At 70.0% G+C, this 23400-nt stretch carries 20 protein-coding genes; 6 read left to right on the top strand and 14 right to left on the bottom strand.

The window, feature by feature from the left end; translation table 11 throughout:
- The first annotated feature begins 50 nt into the window (after window positions 1-50).
- Window positions 51-602, top strand: coding sequence for a hypothetical protein (locus ACIBJH_RS42400; protein ID WP_399122291.1), 552 nt, complete (start codon window positions 51-53; stop codon window positions 600-602).
- 199 nt (window positions 603-801) lie between these two features.
- On the opposite strand, the gene ACIBJH_RS42395 is transcribed toward ACIBJH_RS42400, so the two are convergent.
- Window positions 802-2949, bottom strand: a complete 2148-nt coding sequence (locus ACIBJH_RS42395) for a primosomal protein N' (RefSeq protein WP_399122290.1) — start codon at window positions 2947-2949, stop codon at window positions 802-804.
- 292 nt (window positions 2950-3241) lie between these two features.
- Between ACIBJH_RS42395 and ACIBJH_RS42390 the strand changes: the two genes are divergently transcribed.
- From ACIBJH_RS42390 to ACIBJH_RS42375, 4 genes are read left to right on the top strand one after another with little or no spacing between them, the layout of a single operon-like run.
- Entirely contained in the window at window positions 3242-4552 is a 1311-nt protein-coding gene (locus ACIBJH_RS42390; protein WP_399122289.1) for a helix-turn-helix domain-containing protein, read from the top strand.
- 47 nt (window positions 4553-4599) lie between these two features.
- Window positions 4600-5280, top strand: a complete 681-nt coding sequence (locus tag ACIBJH_RS42385; RefSeq protein WP_399122288.1) for a toll/interleukin-1 receptor domain-containing protein — start codon at window positions 4600-4602, stop codon at window positions 5278-5280.
- A complete protein-coding gene (locus tag ACIBJH_RS42380) occupies window positions 5277-7283 on the top strand; it encodes a hypothetical protein (protein ID WP_399122287.1) in 2007 nt (668 codons plus the stop codon). The genes ACIBJH_RS42385 and ACIBJH_RS42380 overlap by 4 nt, the downstream gene beginning before the upstream one ends.
- Complete coding sequence (locus tag ACIBJH_RS42375; RefSeq protein ID WP_399122286.1) at window positions 7280-8308, top strand: hypothetical protein; 1029 nt, start codon at window positions 7280-7282, stop codon at window positions 8306-8308. The genes ACIBJH_RS42380 and ACIBJH_RS42375 overlap by 4 nt, the downstream gene beginning before the upstream one ends.
- A 64-nt stretch (window positions 8309-8372) precedes the next feature.
- Here the strand turns inward: ACIBJH_RS42375 and metK are convergent, their stop codons facing one another.
- From metK to pyrR, 13 genes are all read right to left on the bottom strand, one after another.
- Entirely contained in the window at window positions 8373-9596 is a 1224-nt protein-coding gene (metK, locus tag ACIBJH_RS42370) for a methionine adenosyltransferase (protein WP_399122285.1), read from the bottom strand.
- Between the two features lie 239 nt (window positions 9597-9835).
- A complete protein-coding gene (gene coaBC, locus ACIBJH_RS42365; RefSeq protein WP_399122284.1) occupies window positions 9836-11038 on the bottom strand; it encodes a bifunctional phosphopantothenoylcysteine decarboxylase/phosphopantothenate--cysteine ligase CoaBC in 1203 nt (400 codons plus the stop codon).
- Between the two features lie 89 nt (window positions 11039-11127).
- Complete coding sequence (gene rpoZ / locus ACIBJH_RS42360) at window positions 11128-11400, bottom strand: DNA-directed RNA polymerase subunit omega (RefSeq protein ID WP_019059732.1); 273 nt, start codon at window positions 11398-11400, stop codon at window positions 11128-11130.
- A 40-nt stretch (window positions 11401-11440) separates the two neighbouring features.
- The gene (gene gmk, locus ACIBJH_RS42355; RefSeq protein WP_399122283.1) at window positions 11441-11998 is read right to left on the bottom strand and encodes a guanylate kinase; all 558 of its coding nucleotides are present in this window, start codon (window positions 11996-11998) and stop codon (window positions 11441-11443) included.
- A 37-nt stretch (window positions 11999-12035) separates the two neighbouring features.
- Window positions 12036-12359 (bottom strand): integration host factor, encoded by a 324-nt coding sequence (locus ACIBJH_RS42350; RefSeq protein WP_019059734.1) that lies wholly within the window; start codon window positions 12357-12359, stop codon window positions 12036-12038.
- Window positions 12360-12648: 289 nt separating this feature from the next.
- Window positions 12649-13494: an orotidine-5'-phosphate decarboxylase gene (pyrF, locus tag ACIBJH_RS42345; RefSeq protein ID WP_399122282.1), complete on the bottom strand. Its 846-nt coding sequence runs from the start codon at window positions 13492-13494 to the stop codon at window positions 12649-12651.
- A complete protein-coding gene (locus ACIBJH_RS42340; RefSeq protein WP_399122281.1) occupies window positions 13491-14600 on the bottom strand; it encodes a quinone-dependent dihydroorotate dehydrogenase in 1110 nt (369 codons plus the stop codon). Before ACIBJH_RS42340 ends, pyrF begins: the two co-directional genes overlap by 4 nt.
- A gap of 51 nt (window positions 14601-14651) precedes the next feature.
- Window positions 14652-17960 (bottom strand): carbamoyl-phosphate synthase large subunit, encoded by a 3309-nt coding sequence (gene carB, locus ACIBJH_RS42335; protein ID WP_399122280.1) that lies wholly within the window; start codon window positions 17958-17960, stop codon window positions 14652-14654.
- On the bottom strand, window positions 17953-19110 hold the full coding sequence (gene carA, locus ACIBJH_RS42330) for a glutamine-hydrolyzing carbamoyl-phosphate synthase small subunit (RefSeq protein WP_399122279.1): 1158 nt from the start codon (window positions 19108-19110) through the stop codon (window positions 17953-17955). Before carA ends, carB begins: the two co-directional genes overlap by 8 nt.
- Window positions 19107-19673 carry a hypothetical protein gene (locus tag ACIBJH_RS42325; RefSeq protein ID WP_399122278.1) on the bottom strand — a complete coding sequence of 189 codons (567 nt, stop codon included), beginning with the start codon at window positions 19671-19673 and terminating at the stop codon, window positions 19107-19109. Before ACIBJH_RS42325 ends, carA begins: the two co-directional genes overlap by 4 nt.
- Window positions 19670-20956, bottom strand: a complete 1287-nt coding sequence (locus ACIBJH_RS42320; RefSeq protein WP_399122277.1) for a dihydroorotase — start codon at window positions 20954-20956, stop codon at window positions 19670-19672. The genes ACIBJH_RS42325 and ACIBJH_RS42320 overlap by 4 nt, the downstream gene beginning before the upstream one ends.
- A gap of 5 nt (window positions 20957-20961) precedes the next feature.
- On the bottom strand, window positions 20962-21939 hold the full coding sequence (locus ACIBJH_RS42315) for an aspartate carbamoyltransferase catalytic subunit (protein WP_200712614.1): 978 nt from the start codon (window positions 21937-21939) through the stop codon (window positions 20962-20964).
- 86 nt (window positions 21940-22025) lie between these two features.
- Window positions 22026-22589 carry a bifunctional pyr operon transcriptional regulator/uracil phosphoribosyltransferase PyrR gene (gene pyrR, locus ACIBJH_RS42310; protein WP_200712615.1) on the bottom strand — a complete coding sequence of 188 codons (564 nt, stop codon included), beginning with the start codon at window positions 22587-22589 and terminating at the stop codon, window positions 22026-22028.
- 253 nt (window positions 22590-22842) lie between these two features.
- Between pyrR and bldD the strand changes: the two genes are divergently transcribed.
- Complete coding sequence (bldD, locus tag ACIBJH_RS42305) at window positions 22843-23343, top strand: transcriptional regulator BldD (RefSeq protein WP_019059743.1); 501 nt, start codon at window positions 22843-22845, stop codon at window positions 23341-23343.
- Window positions 23344-23400 lie beyond the last annotated feature (57 nt).

The raw sequence follows: 23400 nt of genomic DNA, 5'->3' as shown, positions 1-23400 counted from the left end.
CGCATTCACGCGGCCCGATCCTTTTCAACGCCGGTTCGAGAGGCTTGTTCATGGCCGACCACGCAACCCACGACGCCCAGGCTCGGGCCAGCCTGCACTTGCTGGTGCGGGACATCGAGCGGGTCCGCCGGCAGGTGGACGCACTGCGCACGCTCACCGCCCAGCTGGGCAACGTCTACCGCCCGCGCCGCTCCGGCCCGTCCACGGGCTTCGTCGTCTACGGGCGCGCTCCCGCGCCGACGGTCCGTCTCGCGCAGGAGCTGCGGGACAGTGTCGAGACCCTGGTCACGGCCGCCGTGGACTTCGACCGCTCGCTCGGTTTCTCGTGGGACGCGGTGGGCTCGGCCCTCGGGGTCACCAAGCAGGCGGTGCACCGCCGCTACGGCGCCCGCCGCGCCGCGACCCAGGCGGCGGCCGACGCCGAGCGCACGACGGAGGCGGCGACCGCCCGCCCGGTCACCGTGAACACGGGCCTGCCCGCGATGCCTCCCATGCCCACGGTCCCCGCCGCCCGCTCCATGCCGACCCAGCCCACAGCAGGCAGCCCCGCCCTCCGCGACGAGGCCAGGTCCACAGCCTTCCCGGGCCCGCGCAACGGCTGACCCGCCGACCGAACCCTGCCTGCCTCCCGGACGACAACCGGGAGGCAGCCGCATGCCGGGCGGACGGGCGGATGGGCGGACGGAGGCACGGTCGGCCGCCGACGGCGGGAACCCCCACGGGAAACCCGAGCCTCTCAAGGGACCGTAAACGGGCGGTGCGCGGGTGGGAGAAGAGACCGAGGCCGAAGGCCGAGGCCCGTCACCCGATGTCCGGCGGATCCACCCGCACCCGCACCACATCCCCCCCACCCCGAGCCATCCGAGCAGCCTGCGCCCCCTTCAACGCCGCAGCCAACGCCCCCCCACTCCCCGGCCGCACCCGAATCAACGCCCGCTCCCACCGCTCCCCCACCGGTGGCGCCCCCACCCGCCGCGGCCCCCCCGCCATCACGACCGGCACGGGCACCGGCCCCAACACCTCGGCATCCGGCGGCAGTTCGACAGCCGCAAGGAACTCCGCGACCGCCTCCCCCACCCCCGCCACCGCGGCCATCCGGGACACGGGCGGAAACCCCAGCTCCGCCCGCTCGGCAAGCTCCCGCACGGCATGCCCCACGGGATCCCACCGCACCAGCGCCTGCACAGGCCGCAAGGTGGGTTCGGCCACGACAACCACCGTCCCCCCAGCCCCCTGCGGCCGTACCAGCGAACTCGCCGCGATCCACCGCCGCAGCGCGTCCTCCCCCGCCCGCAGATCGGGCCGCCCGAGCATCGCCCAGCCGTCCAGCAGCAGCGCCGCCGCATACCCGCCCTCGGCGACCGGCTCGGCCCCCGGCGTACTCACGACCAGTGCGGGAGTCCCCGGCACGGTGTCGAGCACCTGCTCCCGCCCGGACGTCCGCACCGGCACCGAGGGAAACGCCCGCCCCAACTCCTCCGCGGTCCGCCGCGCCCCCACGACCTGGGCCCGCAACCGGAACCCCCCGCACTCGGGACAGTGCCAGGAGTTCTCCTCGACACCGCACCACCCGCACCGCAGCACGCCCGCGTCCTGCGCCTCCAACGGCCCCGCGCAGTGCCGACAGCGCGCCGCGGCACGGCACTGCGCGCACGCCATCCGCGGCACATACCCTCGCCGGGGCACCTGCACCAGCACGGGCCCGTGCTTCAGCCCCTCCCGCACCGCCTGCCAGGCCAGCGTCGGCAACCGGGCGGCTCGCGCGGCCTCGTCCCGCGCGAGGTCCCCGTCCCCCACGGTCCGTACGAGGGGAGCGGCCACCCGCACCTGGTCGCGCGAGGCGACCAACGGCCGCGCCCACCCGGTCTCCACGAGCTGCGCGGCCTCCACCGTGCAGCTCCAACTCCCCAGCAGGAACCCGCACTTGTCCAGCGCGGCGCGCAGCAGCAGCACCTCCCGCGCATGCGGCTGCGGCGCGTGCAGCTCGCTGTGGCTGTCGTCCCCGTCGTCCCAGATCACGACCAGCCCCAGGTCCTGAACCGGCGCGAACATGGCAGCCCGGGTCCCGACGACAGCCCGTACAGCCCCCCGCCGCACGGCCAGCCACTGCCGGTACCGCTTCTCGGGCCCGGCGTCCGCGGTGAGCAGCGCATGCCGCCCCTCACCGAGCAGAGCCGTCAACGCGGCGTCGACCCGCCCGGCAGCCCGCCCGTCCGGTACGACGACGAGCGCCCCGCGCCCCGAGGCGAGCGTCGCGGCGACGGCCCGCGCGATCTCGTCGCTCCACTCGGGCCCCGGCAACGCGTTCCACACCGCGCGCGGCGCACCCCCCGAGGCCAACGCCTCCAGAAACCCGGCCCCCCGCTCGTACCGCCCCCAGGACCCCACGCCCGGAACCCCCGGCGGCGGCAACGGCGCGGGCGACGGCTTCTGTTCGGCCCGTGCGCTGCGCGGCGGCACGGCCAGCTGCAGCACATCGGCGAGACTCCCGGCATACCGATCGGCAACGGCCCGAGCCAGCCCCAGCAGTTCCGCACTCAGCACCGGCTCGGGCGACACGACCTGAGCCAGCGCGGCAAGCGGCCCGGAGTAATCGGACTCGGCCAGCCGCTCGACGAGGAACCCGTCGATCAGCCCCCCGCCTTCTCTCCGCCCGTCCCGCACCCGATGCCGCCCGGCCCCGAACCGCACCCGCACCCGCACCCCGGGCTGCGCGTCGGCGTCGAGTTCGGCGGGCACGGCATAGTCGAAGTACCGGTCGAGATGCAGCACCCCCTTGTCGACGAGCACCCGCGCGACGGGCAACTCCCCGGCGAGCGCGGCCCCCCGCCACGTCCGCGGCTTCGCCTTGGGCCCCTTCGCCTGCCGCACACTCTCCCGAATCAGCGCAAGCTGCTCGGGCGGCGCGCCCTCCGCCCCGCCGTCCCGGTCCCCGTTCTCGCTGCTCACGCCTGCATTCTTACCAAACGGGACTGACAACTGGCGGTGACCGATCGGTCGGACGACTACGTCGGCAGCTCATCGACGAGCCGCATCGCAAGTCCGCTGTCCCGGCCATTTCCCCGGCCGATCCGGCCTCCGTCGCCGCCCGCAGGCTTGCCTTGCGACCCGGAACCGGTATCAGAACTGGAAACGGGAAACAGCGCCGAGCGCCTTGCCCGCCCCGCAACGCCTGGCTGACGCTGAAACGCGACGACGGACCGCCCGGGGCATCGACGGCGTCGGCATGAGGGGGGTTCACATGCTGGAGCAGCCACGTGTCTTCGGAGCCGAACTGCGCCGGCTGCGCATCGCCGCCGGAATCACTCTGACGCAGTTCGCTGCCACGGTGCACTACAGCAAGGGCCAGATCAGCAAGGTCGAGACGGGCCACAAACGCCCGACGAACGAGTTCGCCCGCCTGTGCGACGCGGCATTGAGGACCGGCGGCGCGCTGGAGGCTCTCGTCCCCGCGGTTCCGGTACGCCGTCCGTCCGACCGACGCCCCGTTCCCGACCAGGCAGGAGCCATGATCGAAGACTCCGTAGAGCGCCCCGACGACACCGGGTGGTCCCCGCCGACGCGTCGGCAGTTGATGGCGGCAGGAGCGGTGTCCGTGTTCGGCATCGCGACAGCCGCGCCCGCCGTCACCGCACAGGTCGAACCCTCTGGTCGACCGCTGATCGACGCCTACCGCGGCTTGTACGACCAGTACCGCCGCATCGGCCAGATGTGCCCGCCTCAGGTACTTCTCCCGACGCTCGCCGCGCAGACGAGCGCCCTGCGTTCGCTCGCCGTGAGCACCGGAGGAGACACCGGCCGCGGCCTGCTGGCCCTGGCCGCGCGCTTCGCAGAATTCACCGGCTGGATGGCCCAGGAGGCGGGCGACGACACGGCAGCGGTCCGCTGGACCGCCCATGCCGTGGACATCGCCGAGGCGGCGGGCGACGGTCACCTGGCGTCGTACGCACTGGTCCGCCGCGCCCTGATCACCTACTACCGGGGGGAGGGTGCCGAAACGGTCGCTCTCGCGGAGGGTGCGCTGCCCGGTCGGCTCCCACCGCGAATCCGCGCTCTGGCAGCGCAGCGCGCCGCCCAGGGGTACGCGCTGGACGGAGACCACGACGCCTGTATGCGGCTGCTCGAACGGGCCCGCGCCCTGTTCGACCGGGCCGCCGCCCAGGAACCGGTATCCCACGCTCCCGTACTAGGGCCGACGCACTTGAGTGACCCCGTCGCCATGGTGACCGGCTGGTGCCTCCTGGACCTGGGCAGGCCCCGACAGGCCGCCGAGGCCCTCGACGTCGAGTACGAGCGGCTCGCCCCGGACGCCCTGCGGACGCGGCGCCGGTACGGCGCCCGTCGGGCGCTGGCCCATGCCATGTCCGGGGAGATCGGGTACGCCTGCGAGCTGACGGGGGATCTGCTCGACCACACCTCGGGCGTGGACTCGGAGACCATCACCGCCGACCTGCGCCGCCTCGCCCGCGTCCTCTCGCGGCACCCGCGGCACCCCGCGTGCCTGGCCCTCGCGCCCTCGCTCACCGCCGCGCTCACACCGCGGGCGTCGTAACCAGCACTCGCTCCCATCCAGCTGTCCGGCAGAGAGGTGGCCCCGCCATGCCCGAGATCTTCATCAACTACCGCACTCATGACGGCGAACACGCTGCGACGACTCTCGACAACGCCCTGCGTCACCGCTTCGGCGACGAGCACGTCTACCGCGCCAGCCGGTCGATCGTCCCCGGCGACAAGTTCGACGACGACCTCCTCCACAACGTGCGCGGCAGTTCCGTGCTGCTCGCCCTGATGGGCGACCGCTGGCTCGGTCACCCCCGGCTCGGTGCCGAAGACGACTGGGTCACCAAGGAGATCCTGGAGGCCTACCGCTGCGACGGCCGTGTCGTCCCGGTACTCCTCGGCCGCCGTACCGAACGGCCCGCGAGGAGCGCCCTGCCCACCGCCCTGATGTGGCTGGCGGACTGCCAGACACTCCGCTACGACCACCAGAACGACGAGTACGACCTCAAACGCATCGGGGACTCCCTCGCAGCTCTCGTCCCCACGCTGGCCGCCGCAGACCGCACCACAACCGAGCCGGAACCGCCCGTGCCGGCAGCCCCGGCTGGGGGCGACACCTACAACACCGACCTGGTAAGTAACGGGGGACGTATTCACATCGGCCCCGTCCACAAGGTCCGCCAGTCCGGTGCGGGCGCGAACTACACGGCCGGAAACCAGCAGGGCAACGTCAGCCACACCTTCGGCCCGATACCTCCGTCACAGGACGACGAGCGATGACTGACACGCCTGGCCCGCCGGGCGACGTACCGCCCGGCCCTCCCACAGCACCTGGCGGCGATCACTACCAGACTTTCCAATTCTTCGGGACCGACCCCCCACCGGATTTCCTGTCCTCGCCGACCGCACCGCCCCGCCAGGTGGCCGAACAGCAACTGAGCCGCCTCCAGCAGCGGTTCGCCCGGCCGACGGGCATCAACGACGCCTACGACACTCTTGAACGCCACAACATCGTGTTCCTGCGGGGCACCCCAGGAAACGGCAGAACCACGGCCGCCAAGGTCCTGCTGAGAGAGCTGCCGCGCGGATCGGGCACCTACAAGGAGATCGCCCCTGATCCGAACGGCCAGTCGCCCGAACTCCTCACCCCGGAACTTGTCGGCGAAGGAGACCGGATGCTGCTGGACCTGGCGGGGGCCGAGGAGGACATGTGGACGCGCTACCACGACCAGTTCTCCGGATTTCACAAGGTTCTCCTCGACAAGCGGTCATTCCTCGCTGTCGTCCTGCCGCAGCCGTACGCCGACGGGTTGAACCCTGACTTCGCGGAGTACCGCAAGTCCGTCAACCGTCCCGACGACCTCGAAGTGATAGCGCGGCACCTGCGTGTCCGCGGTATCGACACCAGGCACTGCAGGCAGGCACCGACGGAACTGACCGCCTTCCTCGCCAACCAGCCACCCATGCGGGAACTGGCCAGGCTGGCGGACATCATCCTGGAAGCACGTGAGACATCCGGGCCCGAGGACTCCTTCGCGGACTGGTGCCGTCGGGCCATCGCCGCCGAGAAGACCCGGGCCGAGGAGGTGAACGACTTCGTCCCGGCACTCAGTACCGGCTCCCAACGTGCCCTGTTGCTGACCGTCGCCATGCTCCATGGCGCACCCGCCGACGCGATTCACCGGGCCACGGCGATTCTCCAGAGGAATCTGCGCATCGCAGGTGACGACCGTCCACTGCTGGAACACGAAAGCCTCATGGAGCGACTCCATGTGGTGGGCGCCTCCCGAAACGACGCGGCCTGTGTCCACTTCGACAAGCTGCGTTACGACCACGCCGTACGCCACTATTTCTGGCGGAACATGCCCGACCTCCGCAGGCCGCTGCGCGACTGGGTGGAGGAAACGCTGTGCCTGCCCCAGTTCCCCGAGGAGCACCAAAAAGCGCTCGTCGTCCGGTTGGCGGAACTGTGCGCGCTGACGGAAGACGCGGACAGACTGGCCAAGCCGGCCCAAGACTGGGCACAGCAACCCACGTACCCGGCGCGTATGCGCGCCGCGGTCGATTGGCTCAGCTGGGGTGTCCGCAACGAGCACGAGCCGACGAGTCGGCATTTCCGCAGTGCGATCTATGTCTGGGCGACCCGTCGCCTCGAACCGTCCATGCGCCAGGTATTGATCGATGTGTGTCTGAACACCATGGCATTCACGCACCCTGAGCAGGCCGTCGTCAGGCTGCACCACCTGGCCCGCAGGGAGCCGTGGAGTAAGGACGACAGCAAGAACTCGGCCCGGCGCGTGCTGTTGGCACTGGTGGCGATGGACACACGCCTGCGGCTCTATCTCCTCTACCGGCTGGCTGTCCTGGCGCCGCAGGCAGACGAGGCCCGGCCGCAAGGGGCCGATGCCTCGCTCTTCCTCGGTCTGCTCATGATGCCGAGCCGGCCCGAACATGTCCTGCTCCAGCTGCCCTCGACCCGGCTCTGGCTCTCGATGTGCTGGACCCACGTGTTGCAGTGGTTCAACGACGAGAGCTGGCTCCCTCATCTCAAGCAGTGGGTCGCCGCCGTGGACTCGTCCGAGGACCCGGACCTCGTCCACCACGCCCTGGACGTCCTGGTCGACGCCTCCGCCGAGAACTACCCCGCCCTCCGCCAGATCTATCTGACGGTGCGCAAGTCCCTGTCCGCCGAGAAGGCCGAGCGGCTGCTGTCCCGTATCGCGGAGGTCCAGCGAAAGCATCCGCCCCGGCAGGCCGATTCCGAGAAGGGAACACAGTCATGAGTTCCGCCCAGAAGACCGTTTCCGTCTTCATGGCGCTGATCAGCGCCATGCTCGTACTGATCCTCGGTCTGTACACGGCCTGGCCCACCTGGGCGTGGCCCCTCGCCGTGCTGCTGTTGGGGGCCGCCTGCGCGGGTGCCGCGTTCACGACGCGGCGTACGAACCGCGGCAGGCCGCTGTCCGAGACGGTGACCGCGCCACCCGCACCCGAAGTCGAACGCCGTGAGCTGTCGGTACAGGACATCACGCTGCCCAGCGCGCTCAAGGACTACGACTTCCTCTTCTCGGCGACGATTCGCTGGTGCCCCGAGAAGCCCTACGCGCCGGAGAACGGCACGCATCACGGAGGCCTCGCCCTGCAGGCGGTCGTGGAGCGGGCCAGAGAGGTGACTCTGGCCCATCAGCCGTTCCGGAGTTCCCTGATCCAGCACGAACTGAGCGGCGCGCTGGCGGAGATGCTGCCCGATCACGGCGGCCGGGTCCGGGCGATGGCCCTCAACATCGTCCTCAGGCTCTCGGAGGACGACCAGCGCCGCCTGGACCGGCTGGCCGCCATCCGCAAGGACGAGGACTTGTGGGAGCACGAGCGCAGGCAGGAGAAGAGCAAGCGCGACTACCTAGGCCATGACGTTCTCCAGGACACGGGGCGCGCCGTCGTCTGGTGGCTGGCCAGGAACGGCGAGAGGGTCGAGAAGACGGTCAGCGACATAGGCCTGCTGGCACAGCTCACATCGGCGGCCAACAACGAACAGGTGGCCGAGCCGTTCCGGCACCTCGTGCCCGGTGCCGCCGCCGAGACGGCGGTCGACACTCCCGAACAGCCGGCGGACCTGTTCACCGAGTTCATGCGGCAGATGGGCTTCAAGGCCGGTGACGACGCGTGTGTGATGGTCGCCGATCAGGTCGCGATGGCCATCAAGGACAAGAACCCGGACACCGCGGAGGAGATCCGTACACGATTCGCTCCGCCGGAGGAGTCCTCGGGCGAGGACGAGGAACGGGAAGAGGAGGGGGACAGCGAGTAACGGGAAAGGGCATGAGCAGGGCCCGGCCCCCGAGGGGAACCGGGCCCTGACACGGCAGGAAGGACTACAGCCCCGCAGCCTTCCGCAGCGCGTCCACGCGGTCCGTGCGCTCCCACGTGAAGTCGGGGATCTCGCGGCCGAAGTGGCCGTACGCGGCGGTCTGGGCGTAGATCGGGCGCAGCAGGTCGAGGTCGCGGATGATGGCGGCCGGGCGGAGGTCGAAGACCTCGTCGATCGCCTTCTCGATCCGGTCGGTGTCGACCTTGGCGGTGCCGAAGGTCTCGACGAAGAGGCCCACGGGCTCGGCCTTGCCGATCGCGTACGCGACCTGGACCTCGCAGCGCGAGGCGAGACCCGCGGCCACGACGTTCTTCGCGACCCAGCGCATCGCGTACGCGGCGGAGCGGTCCACCTTGGACGGGTCCTTGCCGGAGAACGCGCCGCCGCCGTGACGGGCCATGCCGCCGTACGTGTCGATGATGATCTTGCGGCCGGTCAGGCCGGCGTCGCCCATGGGGCCGCCGATCTCGAAGCGGCCGGTGGGGTTCACGAGCAGGCGGTAGCCGTCGGTGTCGAGCTTGATGCCCTCGTCCAGGAGCGCCTTCAGCTCGGCCTCGACCACGAACTCGCGGATGTCGGGGGCGAGCAGCGACTCCAGGTCGATGTCGGAGGCGTGCTGCGAGGAGACGACGACCGTGTCGAGGCGGACGGCCTTGTCGCCGTCGTACTCGATGGTGACCTGGGTCTTGCCGTCGGGGCGCAGGTACGGGATGGTCCCGTTCTTGCGGACCTCCGAGAGGCGCTTGGCGAGGCGGTGCGCCAGGAAGATCGGGAGCGGCATCAGCGTCGGCGTCTCGTCCGTCGCGTAGCCGAACATCAGGCCCTGGTCGCCGGCTCCCTGCTTGTCGAGCTCGTCCCCTTCTTCACCTGCGGCGGCACCCTCGACCCGCTTCTCGTACGCCGTGTCGACACCCTGCGCGATGTCCGGGGACTGCGCGCCGATGGACACCGAGACACCGCAGGAGGCGCCGTCGAAGCCCTTCTTCGAGGAGTCGTAGCCGATCTCCAGGATCTTGTCGCGGACGAGCTGCGCGATGGGCGCGTAGGTCTTCGTGGTGACCTCACCGGCCACGTGCACCAGGCCGGTCGTGATCAGCGTCTCGACGGCGACCCGGGAGGTCGGGTCCTCCCGCAGAAGCGCATCGAGAATGGTGTCGCTGATCTGGTCAGCGATCTTGTCGGGGTGACCTTCGGTCACGGACTCCGAGGTGAAAAGACGACGGGACACAACGCTCCCTGAGGTTGCAGCGGCTGCTGGCTGATCATTGGCGGACGGGACGGGAGCTGCGCCCGACGTCGTCCGAGAACAGTTTATCGGTCGCGGTCGACAGGCGGTCCCCCTGTCTCGACTCTCGGGAACCGCTGTGACCTGCGGCACGCGCATTTTGCCGAATGCCGAGTGCCGTTGGCCAGAGCCGCCACGCACGAATGTCAGGTTTCGGCGAACTGTCAGACGGCTGAAACAAATCAGGAAAGACGGTGTGCGACCAGGTCCCACACGGTCTCGGCCAGGGCCTCCTTCGGGCCGTACGGCACCGCGGTCTCGCTGCCGTCGGCACCCAGCACGACCGCCTCGTTCTCCTCGGAACCGAAGGTCTTGCGCTCCCCCACCTCGTTCACCACCAGCAAATCGCATCCCTTGCGTGCCAGTTTGGTACGTCCGTTGGCGAGGACGTCGTCCGTCTCGGCGGCGAACCCGACGACCACCTGCCCTGGTCGGGCCCGGTCGGTGGAGATCTCCGCGAGGATGTCCGGATTTCGCACCAGGACGACGGGCTCGGGATCCTTGTCGTCCTTCTTCTTGATCTTCCCGGTCGCGTACTCGGCGGGACGGAAGTCGGCGACCGCGGCCGCCATGACGACCGCGTCCGCGTCCGCGGCGGCCTTCAGCACCGCCTCCCGCAGCTGTACGGCGGTCCCGACCCGGACGACGTCGACGCCCGCCGGGTCCGGCAGTCCCGTGTTCGCCGCGAGCAGGGTGACCCGGGCGCCCCGGGCGGCAGCCGTGCGGGCGAGGGCGTAGCCCTGCTTGCCGGAGGAGCGGTTGCCGAGGAAGCGGACCGGGTCGAGGGGCTCGCGGGTGCCGCCGGCGCTGACGACGACGTGCCGGCCCTTGAGGTCGGGTTCGGTGACGCCCCGCGCGAGCACCCGGCGGCAGACCTCGAAGATCTCGGCGGGGTCGGGCAGCCGGCCCTTGCCGGTGTCGACGCCGGTGAGCCGGCCGACGGCCGGTGCGATCACCAGGGCGCCGCGGCGGCGCAGTGTCGCCACGTTCTCCTGGGTGGCCGGGTGTTCCCACATCTCCGTGTGCATCGCGGGCGCGAAGACGACCGGACAGCGGGCGGTGAGGAGGGTGTTGGTGAGGAGGTCGTCGGCCAGGCCGTGGGCCGCCTTCGCGAGCATGTCCGCCGTGGCGGGGGCCACCACCACCAGGTCGGCGCTCTGGCCGATGCGCACGTGCGGGACCTCGTGGACGTCGTCCCACACCTCGGTCGAGACGGGGTGCCCGGAGAGCGCGGACCAGGTGGCGGCGCCGACGAAGTGCAGGGCGGACGCGGTGGGGACGACCCGGACGTCGTGCCCCGACTCCGTCAGTCTGCGCAGCAGTTCACACGCCTTGTACGCGGCGACACCACCACTGACTCCCAGAACGACCTTCGGCTTGTCCACGTCTCTCCCCGAGTTCGGAAACGTACGTATCCATGACACACCACAGGCCCGACAGTCGCTGCCGGGCCTGTGGACAAAGCTGCTGCGACTCAGGTCGCGGGGCCCTCGACGGCCTCGGAGGTCAGCAGACCCGCGTTGATCTCGCGCAGGGCGATGGAGAGCGGCTTCTCATGGACGTGGGTGTCGACGAGCGGACCGACGTACTCAAGCAGGCCCTCGCCGAGCTGCGAGTAGTACGCGTTGATCTGACGGGCGCGCTTGGCGGCGTAGATCACGAGGCTGTACTTCGAATCGGTGGCCTCAAGAAGCTCGTCGATCGGAGGGTTGATGATGCCCTCGGGAGCGGTGATGGAAGAGGACACGCTCTGCCTTCCGAAAGATGGGATGAGATCGGAAAAACGATCACACAACTTCCATCAAGGCTAGCAGCTCGCGCGCTACGTCCTCGACGGAGGTGTTGACCAGGGTCGCGTCGAACTCGGGCTCCGCCGCCAGTTCGACCTTCGCCGCGTCCAGGCGGCGCTCGATCACCTCGGGCGGCTCGGTGCCCCGTCCGGTGAGCCTGCGCACCAGCTCCTCCCAGGAGGGAGGAGCCAGGAACACCGAGTGGGCCTCGGACATGGACTCGCGGACCTGCCGGGCGCCCTGGAGGTCGATCTCCAGCAGCACCGGCACACCGGACTCCAGGTGCTCCAGCACGGCCGTACGCGGCGTGCCGTAGCGGTTGCCGGCGAACTCCGCCCACTCCAGCAGCTCGCCGTTGGCGATCAGCTTGTCCATCTCATCGTCACTGACGAAGAAGTAGTGGACCCCGTGCTTCTCACCGGGGCGGGGCTTGCGGGTCGTCGCCGACACCGAGAGCCAGACCTCGGGGTGTTCCTTGCGCATATGGGCGACGACCGTGCTCTTACCGACCCCTGAGGGGCCGGAGAGCACGGTCAGCCGCGGACGTTCACTCATGCAGCGATTATTCCAGCAATCCCGGGGTGCCCGGGACTCACGAGCCGGTGCTGCCGAACTCACGCTCCAGGGACGCGATCTGGTTGGAGCCGAGGCCACGCACTCGGCGGCTCTCGGAGATGCCGAGTCGCTCCATGATCTGCTTGGCGCGGACCTTGCCCACGCCAGGCAGGGACTCAAGCAGCGCGGAGACCTTCATCTTGCCGATGACGTCGTTCTCCTGGCCCTGCTTGATGACGTCATGCAGGGAGGCGCCGGAGTGCTTGAGTCGATTCTTGACCTCGGCCCGCTCCCGGCGAGCCGCGGCGGCCTTTTCGAGCGCGGCTGCGCGCTGTTCAGGGGTAAGGGGCGGAAGAGCCACGCCTACGTCACCTCGGATGTCGAACTGTCGGATACGGACCGGTGAGGAACCTAGTCGCCCCACACCTGGGGAGCTACGAGCAACACGCTTGCCCGTTGACTCTGCTCGGAGACTAGCGGCCAAGGGCGCCAGAGTCAGCGAGAACAGAGGAAAAGTCCTGGTCAGCCTGCGCCAGGCCGGACATTTCCGACATAACGCCCCGGATTTGAGGATGTATTCAGACTCAAGTCACTCCCGAGCCGGTCGTCGAGCCACTCATCGGAGGACTCGATCGACCCGTTCGAACACCTCAGACGGTCGCAAAGGCGACGCGGATCTCCTCCGCGAAGCGATCCGAGGCCGCTCGAAGCGCTCCGACATCGGGACCGTGACGTAGAACACCTCGGCTCACGTTCGGGACCACGTTGCGCAGCACCGACCCGAAAACCCCGGGAAGGTCGGCCGGAGTCGCCCCCTGGGCGCCGATACCGGGCGCGAGAATCGGACCGTTGACGGCGAGGTCGTACGACGACAGGTCGCCGAGCGTGGCGCCGACGACGGCCCCGAAGGAACCCAGGGGCTCCTCCCCCGCGTTCTCGGCGGCCAGGTGGGCCAGCATGGTCGCTCCGACGTTCCGCCCGTCCGCGCGGACCGCGTGCTGCACCTCGCCACCCTCCGGGTTCGAGGTCAGCGCGAGCACGAAGAGCCCGGCACCGCTCTCACGGGCCAGCTCGACCGCCGGGGCGAGCGAGCCGTAGCCGAGATACGGCGAGACGGTCAGCGCGTCGGAGAACAGCGGGGAGTCCTTCCGGAGGAAGGACTCGGCGTAGGCGGCCATCGTCGAGCCGATGTCGCCGCGCTTGGCGTCCATCACGACCAGCGCGCCGGCCGCCCGCGCCTCCTCGACGGACTTCTCCAGGACGGCGATCCCGCGCGAGCCGAAGCGCTCGAAGAAGGCGCTCTGCGGCTTGAGGACGGCGACCCGGTCGGCGAGCGCCTCGACGATCGTGCGGCTGAACCGCTCAAGCCCCGCGACGTCGTCGTTCAGGCCCCACTCGGTGAGCAGCGAGGCGTGCGGGTCGATGCCGACGCAGAGCGGGCCGCGTTCGTCCATCGCGCGGCGCAGGCGTGCGCCGAAGGGTTCGAGGGGGCTCATACCTGCTTCGTCCTTACGTCGGCGCCGACCGCGTCGGCGAGGGTGGCGTACGGGCTCGTGCGCAGGCGCGCGGCGAGGCCCTTGTGGATGGCGCGGCCCCAGAAGGGCCCCTCGTAGACGAAGGCGCTGTAACCCTGCACGAGCGTGGCACCGGCGAGGATGCGCTGCCAGACGTCCTCGGCGTCCTCGATGCCGCCGACGCCCACCAGGGTGATGCGGTCGCCCACGCGCGCGTAGAGGCGGCGCAGTACCTCCAGGGAGCGGGCCTTCAGCGGTGCTCCGGAGAGTCCGCCGGTCTCCTTGACGAGGGAGGGTTCGGATTTCAAACCGAGGCCCTCGCGCGCGATGGTGGTGTTCGTGGCGATGATCCCGTCCAGGCCGAGTTCCACGGCGAGGTCGGCGACCGCGTCCACGTCCTCGTCGGCGAGGTCCGGCGCGATCTTCACCAGGAGCGGGACACGGCGGTCGGTCACCGCGCGGTCGGCCGCCTCACGGACGGCGGTGAGCAGCGGGCGCAGCGCCTCGGTCGCCTGGAGGTTGCGCAGCCCGGGCGTGTTGGGCGACGACACGTTGACGACGAGATAGTCGGCGTGCCGGGCGAGTCGCTCGGTCGACTTCACGTAGTCGCCGACGGCCTCCTCCTCGGGTACGACCTTGGTCTTGCCGATGTTGACGCCCACGACGGTCCTGAAGACCGCCTCACGCGCCTCCAAGCGGGCCGCCACGGCCGCGGAGCCCTCATTGTTGAAGCCCATGCGGTTGATCAGCGCCCGGTCCGGCACAAGGCGGAACAGCCGCTTCTTGGGGTTGCCGGGCTGCGGCTCCCCCGTGACCGTGCCGATCTCGACGTGGTCGAAGCCGAGCATCGACATGCCGTCGATCGCGACCGCGTTCTTGTCGAAGCCCGCCGCGAGCCCGAAGGGGCCGTGCATCCGCAGCCCGAAGGCCTCCGTCCGCAGCTCCTCGAACCGGGGCGCGAGGGCGGCGGCGACGAACGTGCGCAGTACGGGGATGCGGACGGCGAGCCGGATCCAGCGGAAGGCGAGGTGGTGCGCCTGCTCGGGGTCCATCCGTTTGAAGACGAGATTGAAGAAGATCTTGTACATGGTGTCCTCATGAAGAGGGGGACACCGTTTCCGGTGTCCCCCTCTTCAGCGCTAGTCGCGGGCCGCGGTCAGGTGTTCCGCGTGTTCCTGGAGTGAACGCACGCCCACATCACCGTGGTTGAGGGCGTCGATGCCCTGGACGGCGGCGGCGAGCGCCTGGACCGTCGTGAGGCACGGGACCGACCGGGCCACGGCCGCCGTACGGATCTCGTAGCCGTCGAGGCGGCCTCCGGTGCCGTACGGAGTGTTGACGATGAGGTCGACCTCGCCGTCGTGGATGAGCTGGACGATGGTCTTCTCGCCGTTCGGGCCGACGCCCTCGGACTGCTTGCGGACGACCGTCGCGTTGAGGCCGTTGCGCTTGAGGACCTCGGCGGTGCCGGAGGTGGCGAGCAACTCGAAGCCGTGGGCGACCAGTTCGCGCGCCGGGAAGATCATCGAGCGCTTGTCCCGGTTGGCGACCGAGATGAACGCGCGGCCCTTGGTGGGCAGCGGGCCGTAGGCGCCCGCCTGGGACTTGGCGTACGCCGTGCCGAAGACGGAGTCGATGCCCATGACCTCGCCGGTGGAGCGCATCTCCGGGCCGAGGACCGTGTCGACGCCCCGCCCGTGGATGTCGCGGAAGCGCGACCACGGCATGACGGCCTCCTTGACGGAGATCGGCGCGTCGAGCGGCAGCGTGCCGCCGTCGCCGTTGGCCGGCAGCAGGCCCTCGGCCCGCAGTTCGGCGACGGTCGCGCCCAGCGAGATGCGCGCGGCGGCCTTCGCGAGCGGCACCGCGGTCGCCTTCGAGGTGAAGGGGACCGTACGGGACGCGCGCGGGTTGGCCTCCAGGACGTAGAGGATGTCGCCGGCCAGAGCGAACTGGATGTTGATCAGTCCGCGAACCCCGACTCCCTTGGCGATGGCTTCGGTCGACGTCCGCAGGCGCTTGATGTCGAAGCCGCCCAGGGTGATCGGCGGCAGGGCGCACGCCGAGTCGCCGGAGTGGATACCGGCCTCCTCGATGTGCTCCATGACACCGCCGAGGTACAGCTCCTGGCCGTCGTAGAGCGCGTCCACGTCGATCTCGATCGCGTCGTCCAGGAAGCGGTCGACCAGGACCGGCCGGGACGGGCTGATCTCCGTGGACTCGGCGATGTACGACTCCAGGCGGGTCTCGTCGTAGACGATCTCCATGCCGCGTCCGCCGAGGACGTAGGAGGGCCGGACGAGGACCGGGTAGCCGATCTCGTCGGCGATCGCCTTGGCGCCGACGAAGGTGGTCGCCGTGCCGTGCTTGGGGGCCGGGAGGCCCGCCTCCGCGAGGACCTGGCCGAAGGCGCCGCGGTCCTCGGCGGCGTGGATCGCCTCGGGGGGCGTGCCGACGATCGGGACGCCGTTGTCCTTGAGCGCCTGGGCGAGGCCGAGCGGGGTCTGGCCGCCGAGCTGCACGATGACGCCCGCGACCGGGCCCGCCTGCTGCTCCGCGTGGACGATCTCCAGCACGTCTTCGAGCGTGAGCGGCTCGAAGTACAGGCGGTCGGAGGTGTCGTAGTCCGTGGAGACGGTCTCGGGGTTGCAGTTGACCATCACGGTCTCGTAGCCCGCGTCGCTCAGCGCGAAGGAGGCGTGGACGCAGGAGTAGTCGAACTCGATGCCCTGGCCGATGCGGTTGGGGCCCGACCCCAGGATGATGACCGCGGGCTTCTCGCGCGGGGCGACCTCGTTCTCCTCGTCGTAGGACGAGTAGAAGTACGGCGTCTTCGCGGCGAACTCGGCGGCGCAGGTGTCGACCGTCTTGTAGACCGGGCGGATGCCGAGCGCGTGCCGGACCTCGCGGACGACGTCCTCGCGCAGCTCGCGGATCTCGCCGATCTGCTGGTCGGAGAAGCCGTGTCGCTTCGCCTCGGCGAGCAGTTCGGGGTCGAGCTTGGGGGCGGCGGCCAGCTCGTCCGCGATCTCCTTGATGAGGAAGAGCTGGTCGACGAACCAGGGGTCGATCTTCGTGTACTCGAAGACCTCCTCCTGGGTGGCGCCCGCGCGGATGGCCTGCATGACGGTGTTGATCCGGCCGTCGGTGGGCCGTACGGCCTCTTCGAGGAGCTGCGTCTTGTCGCCGGGCTCGCCGACGAACGTGAACTGGCTGCCCTTCTTCTCCAGGGAGCGCAGCGCCTTCTGGAAGGCCTCGGTGAAGTTCCGGCCGATGGCCATGGCCTCGCCGACCGACTTCATGGTGGTGGTGAGGGTGGAGTCGGCGCTCGGGAACTTCTCGAAGGCGAAACGGGGAGCCTTGACGACCACGTAGTCGAGGGTCGGCTCGAAGGAGGCCGGGGTCTCGCGCGTGATGTCGTTCGGGATCTCGTCGAGGGTGTAGCCGACGGCCAGCTTCGCGGCGATCTTGGCGATGGGGAAGCCGGTCGCCTTGGAGGCCAGCGCCGAGGAACGGGACACGCGCGGGTTCATCTCGATGACGATGACGCGGCCGTCGACCGGGTCGATCGCGAACTGAATGTTGCAGCCGCCGGTGTCCACGCCGACCTCGCGGATGATCGCGATGCCGATGTCCCGCAGGTTCTGGTACTCCCGGTCGGTCAGCGTCATCGCCGGGGCGACGGTGATCGAGTCGCCGGTGTGCACGCCCATGGGGTCGAAGTTCTCGATGGAGCAGACGACCACGACGTTGTCGTTCTTGTCGCGCATCAGCTCCAGCTCGTACTCCTTCCAGCCGAGGATGGACTCCTCCAGGAGGACCTCGGTGGTGGGAGACAGGGTCAGGCCCTGGCCGGCGATGCGGCGCAGTTCCTCCTCGTCGTGCGCGAAGCCGGAGCCCGCGCCGCCCATGGTGAAGGAGGGGCGGACGACGACCGGGTAGCCGCCGAGCGTCTCGACGCCCGCGATGACGTCGTCCATGGAGTGGCAGATCACCGAGCGGGCGGACTCGCCGTGCCCGATCTTCTGCCGGACGGCCTCGACTACACCCTTGAAGAGGTCGCGGTCCTCGCCCTTGTTGATGGCCTCGACGTTGGCGCCGATCAGCTCGACGCCGTACTTCTCCAAGGTGCCCGCCTCGTGCAGCGAGATCGCGGTGTTGAGGGCCGTCTGACCACCAAGGGTGGGCAGAAGAGCGTCCGGCCGCTCCTTGGCGATGATCTTCTCGACGAAGTCCGGGGTGATCGGCTCGACGTAGGTGGCGTCGGCGATCTCCGGGTCGGTCATGATCGTCGCCGGGTTGGAGTTGACCAGGATGACGCGGAGGCCCTCGGCGCGCAGGATGCGGCAGGCCTGGGTGCCGGAGTAGTCGAACTCGGCGGCCTGGCCGATGACGATCGGGCCGGAGCCGATGACCAGGACGGACTGGATATCGGAGCGCTTAGGCACGCTGGCCCTCCATGAGAACTGTGTCCATCAAAGACGTGAAGCGGTCGAACAGGTAGGCGGCGTCGTGCGGGCCCGCTGCCGCTTCGGGGTGGTACTGGACGCTGAAGGCCGGCCGGTCGAGCAGCCGCAGCCCCTCCACGACCTGGTCGTTCAGGCAGACGTGGGAGACCTCGGCGCGGCCGTAGGGGGTCTCGGAGACCTGGTCGAGGGGCGCGTCGACGGCGAAGCCGTGGTTGTGCGCGGTGACCTCGACCTTGCCCGTCGTACGGTCCTGGACGGGCTGGTTGATGCCCCGGTGGCCGTACTTCAGCTTGTAGGTGCCGAAGCCGAGTGCGCGGCCGAGGATCTGGTTGCCGAAGCAGATCCCGAAGAGCGGGGTGCCGCGCTCCAGGACGGCCCGCATGACGGCGACCGGGTGATCGGCGGTGGCCGGGTCGCCCGGGCCGTTGGAGAAGAACACGCCGTCGGGCTGGACGGCGTAGACGTCCTCGACGGTCGCGGTGGCCGGGAGCACGTGCACCTCGATGCCGCGCTCGGCCATGCGGTGCGGGGTCATGCCCTTGATGCCGAGGTCGACGGCGGCGACGGTGTACTTCTTCTCGCCGATCGCGGGGACGACGTACGTCTCCTTGGTGGCGACCTCCGCGGAGAGGTCCGCGCCCGCCATCTCGGGGGCCTGGCGCACCTCGGCCAGCATGGTCCCGTCGTCGGGCAGCGCGTTGCCGGAGAAGATCCCGACGCGCATCGCGCCGCGCTCACGCAGATGGCGGGTCAACGCGCGCGTGTCGATGCCGGAGATCCCGACGACGCCCTGGTTGCGCAGCTCCTCGTCGAGCGAGCGGCGGGAGCGCCAGTTGGACGGCACGCGCGCGGGGTCGCGCACCACGTAACCGGCGACCCAGATGCGGGCCGACTCGGGGTCCTCGTCGTTGACCCCGGTGTTGCCGACGTGCGGAGCGGTCATCACGACGACCTGGCGGTGGTACGACGGGTCGGTCAGGGTCTCCTGGTAGCCGGTCATGCCGGTGGAGAACACGGCCTCGCCGAAGGTCACCCCCACGGACCCGTAGGCACGGCCGCGGAAGATCCGGCCGTCCTCCAGGACGAGTACGGCGGGAACCTTGGCGGCTCCCCTGGTGGAGGTGGTCATCGTGCGCCTTCCGTCTTGTTGATCATGCTGTTCAAGGTCTCGACCCACTCGGCGTGCTCGGCCGCGGTGTCGGACCGGAACCCAGAGTCGATCAGCTTGTCGCCGAGCTGCCAGGTGACGATCAGCAGCCCGCCCTCACTGAGCACCTTCCCGGCGATGCCCTTGCCGAGCAGGGCCTCGCGCAGCGCCCCGGCCGGGATGAAGAAGTCGGTGGCTCCCGGTCGTACGACATCCAGGCCGGCCTCCGTCAGGGTCAGCTCGACCCGGCTGCGGGTGCCCAGGCCGTGCGCCACGATGCGGTCGAGCCACTGCCCGGCGGTGGTGGAGCCGTGGTAGCGGCCGCTCATCGTCAGTTTCGCCGGACCGGGGTCGGTCGGCGCGGTGGGGAGGTCCGGCAGGTCGCCCTGGAGCGTGCCGCGCCACTTCCAGCCCTCGCGCATCAGCCAGTAGACGAGCGCGATGAACAGGGCGAGCCCGACGAGCCAGCCGATACGCGCGGCCCAGTCGGTCACCGGGGCGGACTTCTCCCCGGCCGCGAGGTGGGTCAGTTGCAGTGGTGTCACGTGAGCTTCCCGTCGACGAGCGTGGCCTTGCCCCGGAGCCAGGTGTGCGTCACACGACCCGGCAGCTCACGCCCCTCGTACGGGGTGTTGCGACTGCGCGAAGCGAAGCCCGCGGGGTCCACCGACCCACGGTATTCCGTGTCGACGAGCGTGAGGTTGGCGGGCTCACCAGCCGAGACGGGACGACCGTGCCCCACCGCCCGCCCGATCTCGGCGGGCTTGGCGGACATGCGCTCGGCGACCCCGGCCCAGGTGAGGAGCCCGGTGTCCACCATGGTCTCCTGCACCACTGACAACGCGGTCTCCAGGCCGACCATCCCCATGGCGGCGGCGGCCCACTCGCAGTCCTTGTCCTCGTGCGGGTGCGGGGCGTGGTCGGTGGCGACGATGTCGATCGTGCCGTCGGCGAGCGCCTCGCGCAGGGCGAGGACGTCCCGCTCGGTGCGCAGCGGCGGGTTGACCTTGTAGACCGGGTTGTAGGAGCGCACCAGCTCATCCGTGAGGAGGAGGTGGTGGGGGGTGACCTCGGCGGTCACGTCGATGCCCCGGGACTTGGCCCAGCGGACGATCTCGACGGACCCGGCGGTCGACAGGTGGCAGATGTGGACGCGGGAGCCGACGTGCTCGGCGAGCAGGACGTCCCGGGCGATGATCGATTCCTCGGCGACCGCAGGCCAGCCCCCGAGCCCGAGTTCGGCGGAGACGACACCCTCGTTCATCTGGGCGCCCTCGGTGAGGCGGGGCTCCTGCGCGTGCTGGGCGACGACTCCGCCGAAGGCCTTCACGTACTCCAGGGCGCGGCGCATGATCACCGCGTCGTCGACGCACTTGCCGTCGTCGGAGAAGACGGTGACCCCGGCGGCCGACTCGTGCATGGCGCCGAGTTCGGCGAGTTTCTTGCCCTCCAGGCCGACGGTGACGGCGCCGATGGGCTGCACATCGCAGTACCCGTGCTCCTGGCCGAGCCGGTAGACCTGCTCGACGACACCGGCGGTGTCGGCGACGGGGAAGGTGTTGGCCATGGCGAACACGGCCGTGTAACCGCCGCTGGCGGCAGCGCGGGTACCGGTCAGGACAGTCTCGGAGTCCTCGCGGCCGGGCTCGCGCAGGTGGGTGTGCAGATCGACGAGACCGGGGAGGAGGACCTTGCCCTCGGCCTCCACGACCTCGGCGCCCTCGGCGCTCAGGCCGACGCCCACCTCGGAGATCGTGTCCCCGTCGATCAGCACGTCCTGCGGCTCGCCGCCGAGGATCTTCGCACCACGGATCAGGATCTTGGTCATGTGGCTTACTTCTCCTCGATGCGGGCGTGGCTGACGGCGGGTTCGTTGCCGCCCAGAAGCAGATAGAGCACGGCCATCCGGATGGAGACTCCGTTTGCGACCTGCTCGACGACGGTGCAGCGGTCCGAGTCGGCGACCTCGGCGGTGATCTCCATGCCCCGGACCATCGGCCCCGGGTGCATCACGATCGCGTGCTCGGGCATCTTCGCCATGCGGTCGCCGTCGAGGCCGTAGCGCCGCGAGTACTCGCGCTCGGTCGGGAAGAACGCCGCGTTCATGCGCTCGCGCTGCACGCGAAGGAGCATCACCGCGTCGGACTTGGAGAGCGTGCTGTCGAGGTCGTAGGAGACCTCGCAGGGCCAGGCCTCGACGCCGACCGGGACCAGGGTGGGCGGGGCGACGAGGGTGACCTCGGCGCCGAGGGTGTGCAGCAGGTCGACGTTCGAGCGGGCGACGCGGCTGTGCAGGATGTCGCCGACGAGCGTGATCCGCTTGCCGGCCAGGTCCTGCCCGATCCCGGCGTCCCGGCCGACCAGCCGGCGGCGCATGGTGAACGCGTCGAGCAGGGCCTGCGTCGGGTGCTGGTGGGTGCCGTCACCGGCGTTGATGACGGCCGCGTCGATCCACCCGGAGGTGGCGAGCCGGTAGGGCGCCCCGGAGGCGCCGTGCCGGATGACGACGGCGTCGACGCCCATGGCCTCCAGGGTCTGGGCGGTGTCCTTCAGGGACTCGCCCTTGGAGACGCTCGACCCCTTGGCGGTGAAGTTGATGACGTCGGCGGAGAGGCGCTTCTCGGCGGCTTCGAAGGAGATACGCGTGCGCGTGGAGTCCTCGAAGAAGAGGTTGACGACGGTACGGCCGCGCAGGGTGGGCAGTTTCTTGATCGGCCGGTCGGCGACCCGGGCCATCTCCTCGGCGGTGTCGAGGATCAGGACGGCGTCGTCGCGGGAGAGGTCGGCGGCCGAGATGAGATGACGCTGCATCTGTCAGGCTCCGTAAGGCAGTTCGCGAAAGAGGGAGATTCCGGGCAGACGGGGGCACACCGAACCGGCGTACGCCCCTCGGCCCGCTACGGGGTCTGCTTGGCGCCGAGCAGCACGGTGTCGCGACCGTCCTCCTCGGCGAGCTGGACCTTGACCGTCTCCCGCAGCGACGTGGGGAGGTTCTTGCCGACGTAGTCGGCGCGGATGGGCAGTTCGCGGTGGCCTCTGTCGACCAGGACCGCGAGCTGCACCGCGCGGGGGCGCCCGATGTCGTTCAGGGCGTCCAGGGCGGCGCGGATGGTGCGGCCGGAGAAGAGCACGTCGTCGACGAGGACGACGAGGCGGCCGTCGATGCCGTCACCGGGGATGTCGGTGCGGGCCAGCGCGCGCGGCGGGTGCATGCGCAGGTCGTCGCGGTACATCGTGATGTCGAGGGAGCCGACCGGGATCTTGCGGTCGGTGATCTCTTCGAGCTTGGCGGCGAGCCGCTGGGCGAGGAAGACGCCCCGGGTCGGAATGCCGAGGAGCACCACGTCGTCGGCGCCCTTGGCGCGCTCGACGATCTCGTGGGCGATGCGGGTCAGGACCCGCGCGATGTCGGGGGCTTCGAGAACCGGCCGGGCATCGGACTCGTACTGCTGGGTGTCCATAAGAAACGGACCTCCTTCTCCGCCTCACGGGACGGACCTTAAAGGACGTCGGATTTGCGCCATCCACGTTAGCAGGCCGGGGCGACACCCCTGATCACCCCTATGGAGTAATCAGCCACCGCTACCACGGAAGACCCGGTGCGGCCCATTCGGCTTGACGCGGAAGTGTAACGCTGCGTAACCTCACAGTGAGTTACCAGCCGCGCGGCACGGAAACACTGTTGCCGCGTAGACACAGTGTCCGGGGAGCTATATGTCCAGCGAATACGCCAAACAGCTCGGGGCCAAGCTCCGGGCCATCCGCACCCAGCAGGGCCTTTCCCTCCACGGTGTCGAGGAGAAGTCCCAGGGACGCTGGAAGGCGGTCGTGGTCGGGTCGTACGAGCGCGGCGACCGTGCCGTCACCGTGCAGCGCCTTGCCGAGCTGGCGGACTTCTACGGGGTTCCGGTGCAGGAGCTGCTGCCGGGCACCACGCCGGGCGGGGCCGCCGAGCCGCCGCCGAAGCTGGTGCTGGACCTGGAGCGGCTGGCCCACGTGCCCGCCGAGAAGGCCGGCCCGCTGCAGCGGTACGCCGCCACGATCCAGTCCCAGCGCGGCGACTACAACGGCAAGGTGCTCTCGATCCGCCAGGACGACCTGCGCACACTCGCCGTCATCTACGACCAGTCGCCCTCGGTCCTCACCGAGCAGCTGATCAGCTGGGGCGTGCTGGACGCGGACGCGCGTCGCGCGGTCTCCCACGAGGAGAACTGAGCCGCTCCCCGTCTCAGCAGAAACGTGCCGCCGGAGTGGCCGGAACTTCACCGTTCC

This window comes from Streptomyces sp. NPDC050548, assembly GCF_044457385.1.
Taxonomy (GTDB): Bacteria; Actinomycetota; Actinomycetes; order Streptomycetales; family Streptomycetaceae; genus Streptomyces.
Note: the sequence above shows the minus strand (reverse complement) of the source record. Positions and strands in the feature narration are given on the sequence as shown.

Bases quoted from the DNA above. Each gene is read 5' to 3' on its own strand.
- ACIBJH_RS42400 (WP_399122291.1), top strand. From the start codon at position 51: ATGGCCGACCACGCAACCCACGACGCCCAGGCTCGGGCCAGCCTGCAC.
- ACIBJH_RS42390 (WP_399122289.1), top strand. From the start codon at position 3,242: ATGCTGGAGCAGCCACGTGTCTTCGGAGCCGAACTGCGCCGGCTGCGC.
- ACIBJH_RS42385 (WP_399122288.1), top strand. From the start codon at position 4,600: ATGCCCGAGATCTTCATCAACTACCGCACTCATGACGGCGAACACGCT.
- ACIBJH_RS42380 (WP_399122287.1), top strand. From the start codon at position 5,277: ATGACTGACACGCCTGGCCCGCCGGGCGACGTACCGCCCGGCCCTCCC.
- ACIBJH_RS42375 (WP_399122286.1), top strand. From the start codon at position 7,280: ATGAGTTCCGCCCAGAAGACCGTTTCCGTCTTCATGGCGCTGATCAGC.
- gmk (WP_399122283.1), bottom strand. From the start codon at position 11,998: ATGAGTGAACGTCCGCGGCTGACCGTGCTCTCCGGCCCCTCAGGGGTC.
- pyrF (WP_399122282.1), bottom strand. From the start codon at position 13,494: ATGAGCCCCCTCGAACCCTTCGGCGCACGCCTGCGCCGCGCGATGGAC.
- ACIBJH_RS42340 (WP_399122281.1), bottom strand. From the start codon at position 14,600: ATGTACAAGATCTTCTTCAATCTCGTCTTCAAACGGATGGACCCCGAG.
- carA (WP_399122279.1), bottom strand. From the start codon at position 19,110: ATGACCACCTCCACCAGGGGAGCCGCCAAGGTTCCCGCCGTACTCGTC.
- ACIBJH_RS42320 (WP_399122277.1), bottom strand. From the start codon at position 20,956: ATGACCAAGATCCTGATCCGTGGTGCGAAGATCCTCGGCGGCGAGCCG.
- ACIBJH_RS42315 (WP_200712614.1), bottom strand. From the start codon at position 21,939: ATGCAGCGTCATCTCATCTCGGCCGCCGACCTCTCCCGCGACGACGCC.
- pyrR (WP_200712615.1), bottom strand. From the start codon at position 22,589: ATGGACACCCAGCAGTACGAGTCCGATGCCCGGCCGGTTCTCGAAGCC.
- bldD (WP_019059743.1), top strand. From the start codon at position 22,843: ATGTCCAGCGAATACGCCAAACAGCTCGGGGCCAAGCTCCGGGCCATC.